This is a genomic window from Pseudomonas laurylsulfativorans (genome assembly GCF_002906155.1).
GTDB lineage: Bacteria > Pseudomonadota > Gammaproteobacteria > Pseudomonadales > Pseudomonadaceae > Aquipseudomonas > Aquipseudomonas laurylsulfativorans.
Map to the genome: position 1 here is coordinate 25,041 of NZ_MUJK01000020.1, position 15,339 is coordinate 40,379.

Consider the following 15,339-nt stretch of genomic DNA (forward strand, 5'->3'; position numbering starts at 1 on the left):
AATAGGGCGCGAGATAATATCGCTGTAATAACAAATAATCAACCCGGCAGCGCACTAGCTGCCGGGCTTGAAGCACAATCACACTCAGCCTTGGCGCTGTTTGTGACGCGGTTCCGCGCTGCAAATTACTCGAACAACACCTTCGCGGCGAATAATCTTGCAGTTACGGCACAGCTTTTTCACCGATGCACGAACTTTCATCACCAACTCCTCGAACCTTATGGGTCAGCGCAGCATGCCGCTGCCGTAACCCTTCAGGTTGGCTTTCTTCATCAGGGATTCGTACTGGTGCGAAACGAGGTGCGATTGTACTTGGGACATGAAGTCCATCACAACCACGACGACGATCAGCAACGAGGTCCCGCCAAGGTAGAACGGTACGTTGGCTGCAACCACCAGGAACTGGGGCAACAGGCAGACGGCCGTCATGTAAAGAGCACCGAACATGGTCAAGCGAGTCAGAACGCCATCAATGTAGCGCGCAGACTGCTCACCTGGACGGATGCCCGGAATAAAGGCACCGGACTTCTTCAGGTTTTCCGCTACGTCTTTCGGATTGAACATCAACGCCGTATAGAAGAAGCAGAAGAAAATAATCCCTGCACTAAACAGCAGAATATTCAACGGCTGACCAGGAGCGATCGACTGCGAGATGTCCTGCAACCAGCCCATACCTTCAGACTGACCGAACCAGGCACCCAACGAAGCCGGGAACAGCAAAATGCTGCTCGCGAAAATAGCCGGAATAACACCGGCCATGTTCACCTTCAGCGGCAAGTGGCTGGTCTGCGCAGCGAAGACCTTGCGGCCCTGCTGACGCTTGGCGTAGTGAACAGCAATACGACGCTGACCACGCTCAATGAACACCACGAAACCGATAATCGCTACTGCCAGCAAACCGATGGCAACCAGGGCGAAGATGTTGATATCACCCTGACGCGCAGACTCGAAAGACTGCCCGATCGCTCTCGGAAGACCGGCGACGATACCCGAAAAAATCAACATCGAGATACCGTTGCCAACACCACGCTCAGTAATCTGCTCACCCAGCCACATCATGAACATCGCACCAGCCACAAACGTGGATACCGCGACGAAATGGAAGCCAAAGTCACCAGTGAACGCAACGCCCTGCCCCGCCAGACCAATGGACATGCCAATGGCCTGAACGAGAGCGAGGACGACAGTGCCGTAGCGGGTGTACTGGCTGATCTTGCGACGGCCAGCTTCACCTTCCTTCTTCAACTGTTCCAGCTGCGGGCTGACGGCGGTCATCAGCTGCATGATGATCGATGCCGAGATGTACGGCATGATCCCCAGTGCAAAGATGCTCATCCGCTCCAGCGCGCCGCCGGAAAACATGTTGAACAAGCTAAGAATGGTCCCCTCATTCTGTCGAAACAGGTCCGCGAGTCGGTCCGGGTTGATACCTGGAACCGGGATGTGTGCGCCTATTCGGTAGACGATAATCGCCAGGAACAGAAAACGCAGACGAGCCCAAAGTTCAGACATACCGCCTTTGCCGAGCGCAGAGAGAGCACCTTGCTTAGCCATTTATTCCTCGAACTTGCCGCCAGCTGCTTCGATAGCCGCACGCGCACCTTTGGTGGCGCCGATTCCCTTGCCGATAGTGACAGCGCGAGTCACTTCACCGGACAGCATGATTTTCACACGCTGTACGTTGACGTTGATCACGTTGGCATCTTTCAGGGACTGCACGGTGACGATGTCGCCTTCCACTTTAGCCAGCTCGGACAGACGCACTTCTGCGCGGTCCATGGCTTTCAGGGAAACGAAACCGAACTTCGGCAGGCGACGATGCAGCGGCTGTTGACCGCCTTCAAAGCCTGGAGCAATGGTGCCACCGGAGCGAGAGGTCTGACCTTTGTGACCACGGCCACCAGTCTTACCCAAACCGCTACCGATACCACGGCCCGGACGATGCTTTTCGCGACGGGAACCCGGCGCTGGACTCAGATCATTGAGTTTCATCGATTAACCCTCGACACGCAGCATGTAGTAAGCCTTGTTGATCATCCCGCGATTCTCGGGAGTATCCTGGACTTCTACAGTGTGACCGATGCGACGCAGACCCAGACCCTTAACGCACAGTTTGTGGTTAGGGATGCGGCCGGTCATGCTTTTGATCAGCGTAACTTTAACGGTAGCCATGATCAGAAGATCTCCTTGACGCTTTTGCCACGCTTGGCGGCAATGGATTCAGGAGATTGCATTGCTTTCAAACCCTTGAAAGTGGCGTGAACCACGTTTACCGGGTTAGTCGAGCCGTAGCACTTGGCCAGAACGTTCTGAACGCCAGCAACTTCGAGGACAGCACGCATAGCGCCGCCAGCGATGATACCGGTACCTTCAGAAGCAGGCTGCATGTACACCTTCGAAGCGCCGTGAGCGGACTTCATTGCGTACTGCAGGGTGGTGCCGTTCAGATCAACCTGGATCATGTTGCGGCGAGCAGCTTCCATTGCCTTCTGGATCGCAGCAGGCACTTCACGCGACTTGCCACGGCCGAAGCCAACACGGCCTTTACCATCACCAACCACGGTCAACGCGGTGAAAGTGAAGATACGGCCGCCTTTAACGGTTTTGGCTACGCGGTTAACTTGAACCAGCTTCTCGATGTAGCCTTCGTCGCGCTTTTGGTCGTTATTTGACATAACTTAGAACTCCAGCCCAGCTTCACGAGCAGCATCAGCCAGCGCTTTAACGCGGCCGTGGTACTTGAAGCCAGAGCGGTCGAAAGCCACTTGCGAGACGCCAGCGGCCTTAGCACGCGTAGCGACCAGCTGGCCAACCTTAGTGGCCGCGTCGATGTTGCCGGTGGCACCATCACGCAGTTCTTTATCCAAAGTCGAGGCGCTTGCCAGGACTTTGTTGCCGTCGGCCGAAATGACCTGGGCGTAGATGTGCTGCGAAGAGCGGAACACGCAGAGACGCACGACTTCGAGTTCGTGCATTTTCAGGCGTGCTTTGCGAGCGCGACGCAGTCGAGTAACTTTTTTGTCGGTCATTTGCTATGCCCTACTTCTTCTTGGCTTCTTTACGACGGACGACTTCGTCCGCGTAGCGCACACCTTTGCCTTTGTACGGCTCTGGTGGACGGAAGTCGCGGATCTCGGCGGCCACTTGACCTACCAGCTGCTTGTCGATGCCCTTGATCAGGATATCGGTCTGGCTAGGAGTCTCAGCGGTGATGCCTTCCGGCAGTTCGTAATCCACTGGGTGCGAGAAGCCAAGAGCCAGGTTCAGCACTGTGCCTTTTGCTTGCGCTTTGTAACCAACACCGACCAGCTGGAGCTTGCGCTCGAAGCCTTGGCTTACGCCTTGGACCATGTTGTTTACCAACGCACGAGTGGTACCAGCCATTGCGCGAGTCTGTTGATCGCCATTGCGAGCAGCGAAACGCAGCTCACCAGCCTCTTCAACGATCTCAACGGACGAATGGATGTTCAGTTCGAGAGTGCCCTTGGCACCCTTCACCGAAAGCTGTTGGCCTGCGAATTTTACTTCGACACCGGCTGGCAGCTTAACGGGGTTCTTAGCGACGCGAGACATGCTTATCCCCCCTTAGAACACAGTGCAAAGAACTTCGCCGCCGACACCGGCAGCGCGCGCAGCACGATCAGTCATCACACCCTTGTTGGTGGAGACGATAGACACACCGAGACCGCCACGAACTTTTGGCAGATCATCGACGGACTTGTACTGACGCAGGCCTGGACGGCTAACGCGCTTCACTTCTTCGATAACCGGACGGCCTTCGAAGTACTTCAGCTCGATGGACAGCAGAGGTTTGATTTCGCTGCTGATCTGATAACCCGCAATGTAACCTTCGTCCTTCAGGACTTTGGCAACAGCTACCTTCAACGTGGAAGATGGCATGCTTACGACGGACTTTTCAGCCATCTGGGCATTACGGATACGAGTTAGCATGTCCGCTAACGGGTCCTGCATACTCATGGGCTAGACGCTCCTAATACAAAAAAATTAGCCTTGCGGCTATTACGTGTCGCCGAGAATCTCCGAGCATGAAAAACACGGGCTCAGGCGAGCCGGGTATTCTAGACACACCCCAGAAATGAATCAAGCCCCAAAAGGGGCTTGATTCAGATTCAAGGCCACCAGTGGTCAGGATCTTGCGATCCTGGACACCGAGACTTTGACAGTACTTACCAGCTGGCTTTAACCAGACCCGGTACGTCACCACGCATGGCAGCTTCACGCAGCTTGTTACGGCCGAGGCCGAACTTGCGGTAAACGCCGTGTGGACGACCGGTCAGGCGGCAGCGGTTACGCATGCGCGAAGCGCTTGCGTCACGTGGCTGCTTCTGCAGGGCTACTGTAGCTTCCCAACGCGCTTCTGGACTTGCGTTCAGATCAACGATGATAGCTTTCAGTGCTGCACGCTTCTTGGCGTACTTGGCAACCGTGAGCTGACGCTTCAGCTCGCGGTTTTTCATGCTCATCTTGGCCATGGTCCTACTCCAATCAGTTGCGGAACGGGAATTTGAACGCACGCAGCAGAGCGCGGCCTTCATCATCGTTCTTGGCAGTGGTGGTCAGGGTGATGTCCAGACCGCGGAGAGCATCGATCTTGTCGTAGTCGATTTCCGGGAAGATGATCTGCTCTTTCACGCCCATGCTGTAGTTGCCACGACCATCGAAGGACTTGGCATTCAGGCCGCGGAAGTCGCGAACCCGAGGCAGGGAGATCGACAGCAGACGATCCAGGAACTCGTACATACGCTCACGGCGCAGGGTCACTTTGACGCCGATCGGCCAACCTTCACGGACTTTAAAGCCAGCGATGGATTTGCGAGCGTAGGTCACAACGACTTTCTGGCCGGTGATCTTTTCCAGGTCAGCAACAGCGTGCTCGATGACTTTTTTGTCGCCGATCGCTTCGCCCAGACCCATGTTCAGGGTGATTTTGGTAACGCGCGGAACTTCCATCACGTTCGAAAGCTTAAGTTCTTCCTTAAGTTTCGGAGCAATTTCCTTCCGGTAAATCTCTTTTAGTCGTGCCATGGTCTCATCTACCTAGCAGTGTTCAAGCATCAACCGCTTTTTGGGTCGACTTGAAGACACGAATTTTCTTGCCGTCTTCTACTTTGAAACCAACGCGGTCAGCCTTGTTGGTTTCGCCGTTGAAAATGGCGACGTTAGAAGCATCCAGTGGAGCTTCTTTTTCGACGATACCGCCCTGCACGCCCGACATCGGGTTAGGCTTGGTATGACGCTTGACCAGGTTCAGACCACCAATAACCAAACGGTTGTTAGCGAGAACCTTAAGCACCTTACCGCGCTTACCTTTGTCTTTGCCGGCGATCACGATGATCTCGTCGTCACGACGAATCTTTTGCATGTCGGATCTCCTTACAGCACTTCTGGGGCGAGCGAGACGATCTTCATGAACTTCTCAGTACGAAGTTCACGGGTCACTGGCCCAAAGATACGGGTGCCGATCGGCTCTTGCTTGTTGTTCAACAGAACAGCAGCGTTGCCATCAAAGCGGATAATGGAGCCATCAGCACGACGTACGCCGTGACGAGTGCGGACTACAACAGCAGTCATCACCTGGCCTTTTTTCACTTTACCGCGAGGAATTGCTTCCTTCACGGTAACTTTGATGATGTCACCGATACCAGCGTAACGACGATGGGAGCCACCCAGCACCTTGATGCACATAACGCGGCGAGCGCCGCTGTTATCGGCCACATCGAGCATGGATTGAGTCTGAATCATATAATTTCTCCGACCCCTAGTCCTTAGACTTCCACAGCGCGTTCGAGAACATCAACCAGCGCCCAAGACTTGGTCTTGGCCAAAGGACGAGTTTCACGAATAGTGACTTTGTCGCCGATGTGGCACTGATTGGTTTCGTCGTGCGCGTGCAGCTTAGTCGAACGCTTAACGTATTTACCGTAGATCGGGTGCTTAACGCGACGCTCGATCAGAACGGTGATGGTTTTGTCCATCTTGTCGCTGACAACACGGCCAGTCAGCGTACGGACAGTTTTTTCGGCTTCAGCCATGATTACTTACCTGCCTGCTGGTTGAGCACAGTCTTCACGCGAGCGATGTCACGCTTAACTTGCGAGAGCAGATGAGACTGCCCCAACTGGCCAGTTGCTTTCTGCATACGCAGATTGAACTGGTCGCGCAGCAAGCCGAGCAGTTGCTCGTTCAGCTGCTGTGCGGATTTTTCACGAAGTTCATTCGCTTTCATCACATCACCGTCCGTTTAACAAAGGAGGTGGCGAGCGGCAGCTTTGCAGCAGCCAGGGCGAAAGCCTCACGCGCCAGCTCTTCAGAAACACCCTCGATTTCATACAGGACTTTGCCTGGCTGAATCTGGGCAACCCAGTATTCGACGTTACCCTTACCTTTACCCATCCGAACTTCGAGTGGCTTCTTGGAAATAGGCTTGTCCGGGAATACACGGATCCAGATCTTGCCGCCACGTTTTACGTGACGGGTCAGAGCACGACGCGCTGACTCGATCTGACGAGCGGTGAGACGACCACGAGCTACAGACTTCAGCGCGAACTCGCCGAAGCTGACTTTGCTACCGCGCTGAGCCAGACCACGGTTGTGGCCGGTCATCTGCTTGCGGAACTTCGTACGCTTTGGTTGCAACATTTGGCGTACCCCTTACTTAGCAGCTTTTTTACGAGGCGCTGGTGCTTGTGGTTTCAGTTCTTCTTGGCGACCACCGATTACTTCGCCTTTGAAGATCCAAACCTTTACACCGATCACACCGTAAGTGGTGTGAGCTTCGTAGTTGGCATAGTCGATGTCGGCACGCAGGGTGTGCAATGGCACACGACCTTCGCGATACCATTCAGTACGTGCGATTTCAGCACCGCCGAGACGACCGCTCACTTGGATTTTGATGCCTTTGGCACCAATGCGCATTGCGTTCTGTACAGCGCGCTTCATAGCGCGACGGAACATTACGCGACGCTCCAGCTGCTGAGCTACGCTCTGCGCAACCAGCATACCGTCGAGTTCCGGCTTGCGGATCTCTTCGATATTGATGTGCACAGGCACACCCATTTGCTTGGTCAGGTCCTGACGCAGTTTCTCAACATCTTCACCTTTCTTCCCGATAACGATACCTGGACGAGCGGTGTGGATGGTGATGCGTGCAGTTTGGGCCGGACGATGGATATCGATACGGCTTACGGACGCGCTTTTTAGTTTGTCTTGGAGGTACTCACGCACATTCAGATCTGCGAGCAAATAGTCCGCATAAGTCCGACCGTCTGCGTACCAGACGGAGGTGTGCTCCTTGACGATTCCCAGGCGAATGCCAATGGGATGTACTTTCTGACCCATCTCTTCGACTCCGTTACTTGTCAGCAACCTTGACAGTGATATGGCAAGACCGCTTGACGATGCGATCAGCACGGCCTTTGGCACGTGGCATGATGCGCTTCAGCGAACGCCCTTCGTTGACGAAAACAGTGCTGACCTTCAGGTCATCAACGTCTGCGCCTTCGTTATGCTCGGCGTTGGCTACGGCCGACTCCAGCACTTTCTTCATGATCTCGGCGGCTTTCTTACTGCTGAAAGCCAACAGGTTGAGCGCTTCGCCCACCTTCTTCCCGCGGATCTGGTCGGCGACCAAGCGGGCTTTCTGGGCGGAGATTCGAGCGCCCGACAACTTAGCGGCTACTTCCATTTCCTAACCCCTTAACGCTTGGCTTTCTTGTCTGCCACGTGCCCGCGATAAGTGCGGGTACCGGCGAACTCGCCCAGTTTGTGGCCGACCATGTCTTCGTTCACGAGAACTGGGACGTGCTGACGACCGTTGTGTACTGCGATGGTCAGACCGACCATTTGTGGCAGGATCATCGAACGACGCGACCAGGTTTTCACCGGTTTGCGATCGTTCTTTTCCGCCGCCACTTCGATCTTCTTCAGTAGGTGAAGATCGATAAAAGGACCTTTTTTCAGAGAACGTGGCACTGTCGTATCCCTCTATTTACTTGCGACGACGGACGATCATTTTGTCGGTACGCTTATTACCACGAGTCTTCGCGCCCTTAGTCGGGAAGCCCCATGGCGATACCGGATGACGACCACCAGAGGTACGACCTTCACCACCACCATGTGGGTGGTCAACCGGGTTCATGGCAACACCACGAACGGTTGGGCGAACGCCACGCCAGCGCTTGGCACCAGCTTTACCCAGCGAACGCAGGCTGTGCTCGGAGTTCGAGACTTCGCCCAGGGTCGCACGGCATTCAGCCAGGACTTTACGCATTTCACCGGAACGCAGACGCAGGGTAACGTACACGCCTTCACGAGCGATCAGCTGAGCCGAAGCACCAGCGGAACGAGCGATCTGAGCGCCTTTACCTGGCTTCAATTCGATGCCGTGTACAGTGGAACCCACTGGAATGTTGCGCAGTTGCAGAGCGTTACCTGGCTTGATTGGAGCCAGGGCACCTGCGATCAGCGTGTCGCCAGCACTTACGCCTTTAGGGGCGATGATGTAGCGACGCTCGCCGTCTGCGTAGCAGAGCAGTGCGATGTGAGCAGTACGGTTTGGATCGTATTCGATACGCTCGACAGTGGCGACGATGCCATCTTTGTCGTTGCGACGGAAATCGACCATACGGTAATGCTGCTTATGACCACCACCGATGTGACGAGTGGTAATACGGCCATTGTTGTTACGACCACCAGTCTTCGATTTTTTCTCGAGCAGCGGTGCGTGAGGAGCGCCTTTATGCAGCTCCTGGTTGACCACCTTGACCACAAAACGGCGGCCAGGGGAAGTCGGTTTGCATTTAACGATTGCCATGATGCACCCCTTCCTTACTCAGCACTGCTGCTGAAATCGAGATCTTGGCCTGGCTGAAGGGAGATAACTGCCTTCTTCCAGTCATTACGCTTGCCCAGACCGCGAGCAGTGCGCTTGCTCTTACCCAGAACATTCAGGGTAGTAACACGCTCTACTTTCACGCTGAACAGGCTTTCGACGGCCTTCTTGATTTCCAGCTTGGTTGCATCGGTAGCAACCTTGAAAACGAACTGGCCTTTCTTGTCTGCCAGAACCGTAGCCTTCTCGGAAACGTGCGGGCCAAGCAGAACTTTAAATACGCGTTCCTGGTTCATCCCAGCAGCTCCTCGAATTTCTTCACGGCCGACACGGTGATCAACACCTTGTCGTATGCGATCAGACTAACTGGATCGGAACCTTGCACGTCACGTACATCTACGTGTGGCAGGTTACGAGCAGCCAGGTACAGGTTCTGATCAACAGCGTCCGACACGATCAGAACGTCGGTCAGGCTCATGTTGTTCAGCTTGCCCAGCAGGTCTTTGGTTTTCGGCGTTTCAACGGCGAAATCCTGAACCACGACCAGACGATCAGTACGCACCAGCTCAGCAAGGATGGAACGCATTGCTGCGCGATACATCTTCTTGTTCAGCTTCTGGGAGTGATCCTGAGGACGAGCTGCGAAAGTGGTACCGCCGCCACGCCAGATTGGGCTACGGATAGTACCGGCACGAGCACGGCCAGTACCTTTCTGACGCCATGGGCGCTTACCGCCACCACGAACGTCGGAACGGGTCTTTTGCTGCTTGGAACCCTGACGACCGCCAGCCATGTAGGCTACGACTGCTTGGTGAACCAGCGTCTCGTTGAATTCGCCGCCAAATGTCAGTTCGGAAACTTCGATCGCTTGAGCGTCATTTACATTTAATTGCATGTCAGCTTCCCCTTAACCGCGAGCCTTGGCTGCTGGACGTACAACCAAGTTGCCGCCAGTAGCGCCAGGAACAGCGCCCTTGACCAACAACAGATTGCGTTCAGCGTCCACGCGCACTACTTCGAGGGACTGCACGGTCACGCGCTCAGCGCCCATATGACCGGACATTTTTTTGCCCTTGAATACACGACCAGGAGTCTGGCACTGGCCGATAGAGCCTGGAACGCGGTGGGATACGGAGTTACCGTGGGTGTTATCTTGCCCGCGGAAATTCCAACGCTTGATCGTACCCTGGAAGCCCTTACCTTTGGACTGACCGGTTACATCAACCAGTTGACCAGCGGCGAAGATTTCAGCGTTGATCAGATCGCCGGCCTGGTACTCGCCTTCTTCAAGGCGGAATTCCATTACGGTACGACCAGCGGCAACGTTCGCTTTAGCGAAGTGGCCAGCCTGAGCTGCTGTTACACGCGAAGCACGACGCTCGCCGACAGTGACTTGCACTGCACGATAGCCATCGGTCTCTTCAGTTTTGAACTGGGTGACGCGATTCGGCTCGATCTCAATGACCGTGACCGGAATGGAGACACCTTCTTCGGTGAAAATACGGGTCATACCGCATTTACGACCGACTACACCAATAGTCATGTTGTAAACCTCATGAGTGTACGGGGCTTTCACCCGCTATGGCCGCCCATTTCAGAGCGTTACACGACTAAGACCGAGTCTTAGCCGAGGCTGATCTGCACTTCCACACCGGCCGCAAGATCAAGCTTCATAAGAGCATCAACGGTTTTATCCGTTGGCTGGACGATGTCCAGAACGCGCTTATGAGTACGGATCTCGTACTGGTCACGCGCGTCTTTGTTGACGTGCGGGGAGACCAGAACAGTGAACCGCTCTTTACGGGTAGGCAGTGGAATTGGACCACGCACTTGAGCACCAGTACGTTTCGCGGTTTCCACGATTTCCTGGGTTGATTGGTCGATCAGGCGATGGTCGAAAGCCTTCAACCTGATACGGATTTGCTGATTTTGCATTGGATTTCAGACTCCGGCTGCTATTCCCACCGGGCGCAATACGCCCGTTAAAAGGAGGCGCAATTCTATAGACGCCCCAGATGGGTGTCAACCCAATAAAAAAGCCCCCGCTGAGCGGGGGCCTTTCAAAGCATCGAAGCTATCTCAAAAGAGATGCTTACTCGATGATTTTAGCTACGACGCCAGCGCCGACGGTACGACCGCCTTCACGGATAGCGAAACGCAGGCCGTCTTCCATTGCGATGGTCTTGATCAGGGTAACTTCCATCTGGATGTTATCACCTGGCATTACCATTTCAACGCCTTCTGGCAGCTGGCAGTTACCAGTCACGTCAGTAGTACGGAAGTAGAACTGTGGACGGTAGCCTTTGAAGAACGGAGTGTGACGACCGCCTTCTTCCTTGCTCAGTACGTAAACTTCTGCGGTGAACTTGGTGTGCGGCTTAACCGAACCTGGCTTAACCAGAACCTGGCCACGCTCAACGTCGTCACGCTTGGTACCACGCAGCAGAACGCCGCAGTTCTCGCCAGCACGACCTTCGTCGAGCAGCTTGCGGAACATTTCAACACCGGTGCAGGTGGTGGTGGTGGTGTCACGCAGACCAACGATTTCCAGTGCATCTTGAACGCGAACGATACCGCGCTCGATACGACCAGTCACAACAGTACCACGACCCGAGATCGAGAATACGTCTTCGATTGGCATCAGGAATGGCTTGTCGATAGCACGCTCTGGCTCTGGGATGTAGCTGTCCAGGGTTTCAACCAGTTTACGAACGGCAGTGGTGCCCATTTCGTTGTCGTCTTTGCCTTCCAGCGCCATACGAGCCGAACCGATGATGATTGGAGTGTCATCGCCCGGGAAGTCGTAGGTGGAGAGCAGGTCGCGAACTTCCATCTCGACCAGTTCCAGCAGCTCAGCGTCGTCTACCAGGTCAGCCTTGTTCAGGAAAACCACGATGTACGGAACGCCTACCTGACGGGACAGCAGGATGTGCTCACGGGTTTGTGGCATCGGACCATCAGCGGCCGAGCAAACCAGGATGGCGCCGTCCATCTGGGCAGCACCGGTGATCATGTTCTTCACGTAGTCAGCGTGACCTGGGCAGTCAACGTGAGCGTAGTGACGGATCTTCGAGTTGTACTCGACGTGCGCGGTGTTGATGGTGATACCACGAGCTTTTTCTTCTGGAGCGCTGTCGATTTTATCGAAATCAACGATTGCGGAACCGAAAACTTCGGAGCAAACGCGAGTCAGAGCTGCGGTCAGAGTGGTTTTACCGTGGTCAACGTGACCGATGGTGCCAACGTTGACGTGCGGTAGGGAACGATCAAATTTTTCTTTAGCCACGACAATTAACTCCTTGCCTAAAGGACTGAATCAGCCTTGTTTTTTGGTTACAGTTTCGACGATGTGCGACGGAGCTGTATTGTATTTTTTGAATTCCATAGAGTAGCTTGCGCGACCCTGGGACATCGAACGAACGTCAGTCGCATAACCGAACATCTCGCCCAACGGAACTTCAGCACGGATTACCTTGCCGGAGACCGTGTCTTCCATACCCAGAATCATGCCGCGACGACGGTTAAGGTCGCCCATCACGTCACCCATATAGTCTTCAGGCGTAACAACCTCTACCGCCATGATCGGCTCGAGCAACTCACCACCACCCTTCTGGGCCAGTTGCTTGGTCGCCATGGAAGCAGCCACCTTAAACGCCATCTCGTTCGAGTCGACGTCGTGGTAAGAACCATCAAACACGGTAGCCTTCAGGCCGATCAGCGGATAGCCGGCAACTACGCCGTTCTTCATCTGCTCTTCGATACCCTTCTGGATAGCCGGGATGTATTCCTTAGGAACCACACCACCCACTACTTCGTTCACGAATTGCAGACCTTCCTGACCTTCGTCAGCAGGAGCAAAACGGATCCAGCAATGGCCGAACTGGCCACGACCACCGGACTGACGAACGAACTTGCCTTCGATTTCGCAGTTCTTCGTGATGCGCTCACGATACGAAACCTGAGGCTTGCCGATGTTGGCTTCGACGTTGAACTCACGGCGCATCCGGTCAACCAGGATGTCCAGGTGAAGCTCGCCCATGCCAGAGATGATCGTTTGACCAGTCTCTTCATCAGTCTTGACGCGGAAAGACGGGTCTTCCTGAGCAAGCTTGCCCAGAGCGATACCCATTTTTTCCTGGTCATCCTTGGTCTTAGGCTCAACGGCAACCGAAATAACCGGCTCCGGGAAGTCCATGCGAACCAGGATGATTGGCTTGTCAGCGTTGCACAAGGTTTCACCAGTGGTGACGTCCTTCATGCCGATCAAGGCCGCGATGTCGCCAGCGCGTACTTCCTTGATCTCTTCACGGGCGTTTGCGTGCATCTGCACCATACGACCCACACGCTCTTTCTTGCCTTTGACCGAGTTGATCACGCCGTCGCCGGAGGCCAACACGCCCGAGTAAACACGGACGAAAGTCAAGGTACCCACGAATGGGTCGGTAGCGATCTTGAACGCCAGAGCCGAGAACGGCTCGTTGTCGTCTGCATGACGCTCCATTTGCTTTTCCTCGTCATCAGGATCGGTACCCTTGATGGCAGGAATGTCGGTCGGAGCCGGCAGGTAGTCGATAACGGCGTCGAGAACCAGGGGAACACCCTTGTTCTTGAAGGAAGAACCGCAAACAGCCAGAACGATCTCACCAGCGATAGTACGCTGACGCAGAGCACCCTTGATTTCCTCGATGGTGAGCTCTTCACCTTCGAGGTACTTGTTCATCAGCTCTTCGCTGGCTTCAGCCGCAGCCTCAACCATGTTGTTGCGCCACTCTTCAGCCAGTTCCTGCAGTTCAGCAGGGATAGCTTCGCGACGTGGAGTCATACCCTTGTCAGCATCGTTCCAGTAAACCGCTTCCATGGTCATCAGATCGATCTGACCCTGGAAATTGTCTTCGGAACCGATAGCCAACTGGATTGGCACCGGAGTGTGACCCAGGCGCTGCTTGATCTGAGCGATCACACGCAGGAAGTTCGCACCGGCACGGTCCATCTTGTTCACGTAAACGATACGTGGAACACCGTACTTGTTGGCTTGACGCCAAACGGTTTCGGACTGAGGCTCAACGCCGGAAGTACCGCAGAACACAACGACCGCGCCGTCGAGTACACGCAGGGAACGCTCAACTTCAATAGTGAAGTCTACGTGGCCCGGGGTATCGATGACGTTGAAACGGTACTGGTCCTTGTGCTGCTTCGCAGAACCCTGCCAGAAGGCGGTAATAGCAGCAGAAGTAATGGTAATACCACGCTCCTGCTCCTGCACCATCCAGTCTGTGGTCGCGGCGCCGTCATGCACCTCGCCCATCTTGTGGCTTTTGCCCGTGTAAAAAAGGACGCGCTCGGTGGTGGTGGTTTTACCAGCATCCACGTGAGCAACGATACCAATGTTACGGTAGCGATTAATCGGTGTAGTACGAGCCATAAAGCCCTCGCAAAATTAGTGACGCAAAAATTAGAAGCGGTAGTGCGAGAAAGCCTTGTTGGCTTCAGCCATACGGTGCACGTCTTCACGCTTCTTAACTGCAGCACCTTTACCTTCGGCAGCGTCCAACAGTTCGCCAGCCAAACGCAGAGCCATAGACTTCTCGCCACGCTTACGGGCGTAGTCTACCAACCAGCGCATTGCCAGAGCGTTACGACGGGAAGGACGAACCTCGACCGGAACCTGGTAAGTAGCACCACCAACGCGGCGCGACTTCACTTCGACCAGCGGAGCGATGGCGTCGAGTGCTTTTTCGAAGAGTTCCAGGGGATCGGTGCCGGCCTTACGAGCCTTCACGGTATCCAGGGCACCATAAACGATACGCTCGGCAACGGCTTTCTTGCCGCTTTCCATTACGTGGTTCATGAATTTGGCGAGGATTTGGCTTCCGTATTTCGGATCGTCCAGAATCTCACGCTTGGCTGCTACGCGACGTCTTGGCATTGATAAGCCCTCAAACGGTCTTCAGGTTAGCCCGGGACAGATCCTGTGGATACGTGCCCGACCTTACTCTTATCGACTCAATAAAATGAAAAACTGCAAAACGACCGATTACTTCGGACGCTTGGTACCGTACTTCGAACGACCCTGGTTACGGCCTTTAACGCCGGAAGTATCCAAGGAGCCGCGAACGGTGTGGTAACGAACACCTGGCAAGTCTTTTACACGACCGCCGCGGATCAGTACCACGCTGTGCTCTTGCAGGTTGTGGCCTTCACCACCGATGTACGAGGAAACCTCGAAACCGTTGGTCAGACGCACGCGGCATACTTTACGCAGTGCCGAGTTAGGTTTTTTCGGCGTAGTGGTGTACACACGGGTGCACACGCCACGACGTTGCGGGCAGTTCTGCAGCGCAGGCACGTCGGATTTCTCGACGATACGCTTACGCGGCTGACGTACCAGCTGGTTGATAGTTGCCATCTACTAGCTCCACTGTTGTCTTGCGACGCTATTGTCTTGCAAGAAAAGCAAAATGGCAGGAACGAGTTCCCGCCAAATTTAG

General features: G+C 54.7%; 27 protein-coding genes. All 27 read right to left on the reverse strand.

The genetic code is table 11. From position 1 onward, the window contains the following. Positions 1 to 84: 84 nt before the first annotated feature. The gene (rpmJ, locus tag B0D71_RS30340; RefSeq protein ID WP_002555468.1) at positions 85 to 201 is read right to left on the reverse strand and encodes a 50S ribosomal protein L36; all 117 of its coding nucleotides are present in this window, start codon (positions 199 to 201) and stop codon (positions 85 to 87) included. Positions 202 to 225: 24 nt separating this feature from the next. Continuing rightward, a complete protein-coding gene (gene secY, locus B0D71_RS30345) occupies positions 226 to 1,554 on the reverse strand; it encodes a preprotein translocase subunit SecY (protein ID WP_003228718.1) in 1,329 nt (442 codons plus the stop codon). Next, entirely contained in the window at positions 1,555 to 1,992 is a 438-nt protein-coding gene (gene rplO, locus B0D71_RS30350) for a 50S ribosomal protein L15 (RefSeq protein WP_003228720.1), read from the reverse strand. Between the two features lie 3 nt (positions 1,993 to 1,995). Next, positions 1,996 to 2,172 carry a 50S ribosomal protein L30 gene (gene rpmD / locus B0D71_RS30355; protein WP_003176408.1) on the reverse strand — a complete coding sequence of 59 codons (177 nt, stop codon included), beginning with the start codon at positions 2,170 to 2,172 and terminating at the stop codon, positions 1,996 to 1,998. A 2-nt stretch (positions 2,173 to 2,174) separates the two neighbouring features. Next, positions 2,175 to 2,675, reverse strand: coding sequence for a 30S ribosomal protein S5 (gene rpsE, locus B0D71_RS30360; protein WP_003186035.1), 501 nt, complete (start codon positions 2,673 to 2,675; stop codon positions 2,175 to 2,177). A gap of 3 nt (positions 2,676 to 2,678) precedes the next feature. Further along, entirely contained in the window at positions 2,679 to 3,029 is a 351-nt protein-coding gene (gene rplR, locus B0D71_RS30365) for a 50S ribosomal protein L18 (RefSeq protein ID WP_003186037.1), read from the reverse strand. A 10-nt stretch (positions 3,030 to 3,039) separates the two neighbouring features. After that, on the reverse strand, positions 3,040 to 3,573 hold the full coding sequence (rplF, locus tag B0D71_RS30370) for a 50S ribosomal protein L6 (RefSeq protein WP_003176412.1): 534 nt from the start codon (positions 3,571 to 3,573) through the stop codon (positions 3,040 to 3,042). A gap of 12 nt (positions 3,574 to 3,585) precedes the next feature. Then, positions 3,586 to 3,978, reverse strand: a complete 393-nt coding sequence (gene rpsH / locus B0D71_RS30375) for a 30S ribosomal protein S8 (RefSeq protein WP_003186040.1) — start codon at positions 3,976 to 3,978, stop codon at positions 3,586 to 3,588. A gap of 209 nt (positions 3,979 to 4,187) precedes the next feature. Beyond that, on the reverse strand, positions 4,188 to 4,493 hold the full coding sequence (gene rpsN, locus B0D71_RS30380; RefSeq protein ID WP_003176414.1) for a 30S ribosomal protein S14: 306 nt from the start codon (positions 4,491 to 4,493) through the stop codon (positions 4,188 to 4,190). 13 nt (positions 4,494 to 4,506) lie between these two features. Beyond that, entirely contained in the window at positions 4,507 to 5,046 is a 540-nt protein-coding gene (gene rplE, locus B0D71_RS30385; protein WP_003210069.1) for a 50S ribosomal protein L5, read from the reverse strand. A 22-nt stretch (positions 5,047 to 5,068) separates the two neighbouring features. Beyond that, complete coding sequence (gene rplX, locus B0D71_RS30390; protein WP_003176416.1) at positions 5,069 to 5,383, reverse strand: 50S ribosomal protein L24; 315 nt, start codon at positions 5,381 to 5,383, stop codon at positions 5,069 to 5,071. An 11-nt stretch (positions 5,384 to 5,394) separates the two neighbouring features. After that, positions 5,395 to 5,763, reverse strand: a complete 369-nt coding sequence (rplN, locus tag B0D71_RS30395) for a 50S ribosomal protein L14 (protein WP_002555479.1) — start codon at positions 5,761 to 5,763, stop codon at positions 5,395 to 5,397. A 23-nt stretch (positions 5,764 to 5,786) separates the two neighbouring features. Next, positions 5,787 to 6,053 carry a 30S ribosomal protein S17 gene (rpsQ, locus tag B0D71_RS30400; protein ID WP_003176419.1) on the reverse strand — a complete coding sequence of 89 codons (267 nt, stop codon included), beginning with the start codon at positions 6,051 to 6,053 and terminating at the stop codon, positions 5,787 to 5,789. A 2-nt stretch (positions 6,054 to 6,055) separates the two neighbouring features. Beyond that, on the reverse strand, positions 6,056 to 6,247 hold the full coding sequence (gene rpmC / locus B0D71_RS30405) for a 50S ribosomal protein L29 (protein ID WP_002555481.1): 192 nt from the start codon (positions 6,245 to 6,247) through the stop codon (positions 6,056 to 6,058). Next, on the reverse strand, positions 6,247 to 6,660 hold the full coding sequence (gene rplP, locus B0D71_RS30410; RefSeq protein WP_003176421.1) for a 50S ribosomal protein L16: 414 nt from the start codon (positions 6,658 to 6,660) through the stop codon (positions 6,247 to 6,249). The genes rpmC and rplP overlap by 1 nt, the downstream gene beginning before the upstream one ends. A 12-nt stretch (positions 6,661 to 6,672) precedes the next feature. Beyond that, a complete protein-coding gene (gene rpsC / locus B0D71_RS30415) occupies positions 6,673 to 7,359 on the reverse strand; it encodes a 30S ribosomal protein S3 (RefSeq protein WP_007970424.1) in 687 nt (228 codons plus the stop codon). Between the two features lie 13 nt (positions 7,360 to 7,372). Then, positions 7,373 to 7,705, reverse strand: a complete 333-nt coding sequence (rplV, locus tag B0D71_RS30420; RefSeq protein ID WP_003103908.1) for a 50S ribosomal protein L22 — start codon at positions 7,703 to 7,705, stop codon at positions 7,373 to 7,375. An 11-nt stretch (positions 7,706 to 7,716) separates the two neighbouring features. Further along, positions 7,717 to 7,992 (reverse strand): 30S ribosomal protein S19, encoded by a 276-nt coding sequence (gene rpsS, locus B0D71_RS30425; protein WP_002555486.1) that lies wholly within the window; start codon positions 7,990 to 7,992, stop codon positions 7,717 to 7,719. A gap of 16 nt (positions 7,993 to 8,008) precedes the next feature. Then, positions 8,009 to 8,833: a 50S ribosomal protein L2 gene (rplB, locus tag B0D71_RS30430; RefSeq protein ID WP_008018194.1), complete on the reverse strand. Its 825-nt coding sequence runs from the start codon at positions 8,831 to 8,833 to the stop codon at positions 8,009 to 8,011. Positions 8,834 to 8,847: 14 nt separating this feature from the next. Then, positions 8,848 to 9,147: a 50S ribosomal protein L23 gene (gene rplW, locus B0D71_RS30435; protein WP_002555488.1), complete on the reverse strand. Its 300-nt coding sequence runs from the start codon at positions 9,145 to 9,147 to the stop codon at positions 8,848 to 8,850. Next, complete coding sequence (gene rplD / locus B0D71_RS30440) at positions 9,144 to 9,746, reverse strand: 50S ribosomal protein L4 (RefSeq protein ID WP_003228735.1); 603 nt, start codon at positions 9,744 to 9,746, stop codon at positions 9,144 to 9,146. The genes rplW and rplD overlap by 4 nt, the downstream gene beginning before the upstream one ends. Positions 9,747 to 9,758: 12 nt before the next feature. After that, entirely contained in the window at positions 9,759 to 10,394 is a 636-nt protein-coding gene (rplC, locus tag B0D71_RS30445; RefSeq protein WP_003186059.1) for a 50S ribosomal protein L3, read from the reverse strand. Between the two features lie 80 nt (positions 10,395 to 10,474). Beyond that, on the reverse strand, positions 10,475 to 10,786 hold the full coding sequence (gene rpsJ / locus B0D71_RS30450) for a 30S ribosomal protein S10 (protein WP_003186070.1): 312 nt from the start codon (positions 10,784 to 10,786) through the stop codon (positions 10,475 to 10,477). Positions 10,787 to 10,943: 157 nt separating this feature from the next. Further along, positions 10,944 to 12,137 (reverse strand): elongation factor Tu, encoded by a 1,194-nt coding sequence (tuf, locus tag B0D71_RS30455; protein ID WP_008053875.1) that lies wholly within the window; start codon positions 12,135 to 12,137, stop codon positions 10,944 to 10,946. 30 nt (positions 12,138 to 12,167) lie between these two features. Beyond that, entirely contained in the window at positions 12,168 to 14,273 is a 2,106-nt protein-coding gene (gene fusA / locus B0D71_RS30460; RefSeq protein ID WP_007994652.1) for an elongation factor G, read from the reverse strand. Positions 14,274 to 14,303: 30 nt separating this feature from the next. Then, positions 14,304 to 14,777: a 30S ribosomal protein S7 gene (gene rpsG, locus B0D71_RS30465; protein WP_007994653.1), complete on the reverse strand. Its 474-nt coding sequence runs from the start codon at positions 14,775 to 14,777 to the stop codon at positions 14,304 to 14,306. Positions 14,778 to 14,885: 108 nt separating this feature from the next. Further along, a complete protein-coding gene (gene rpsL, locus B0D71_RS30470) occupies positions 14,886 to 15,257 on the reverse strand; it encodes a 30S ribosomal protein S12 (RefSeq protein WP_003186084.1) in 372 nt (123 codons plus the stop codon). Positions 15,258 to 15,339: the final 82 nt, after the last annotated feature.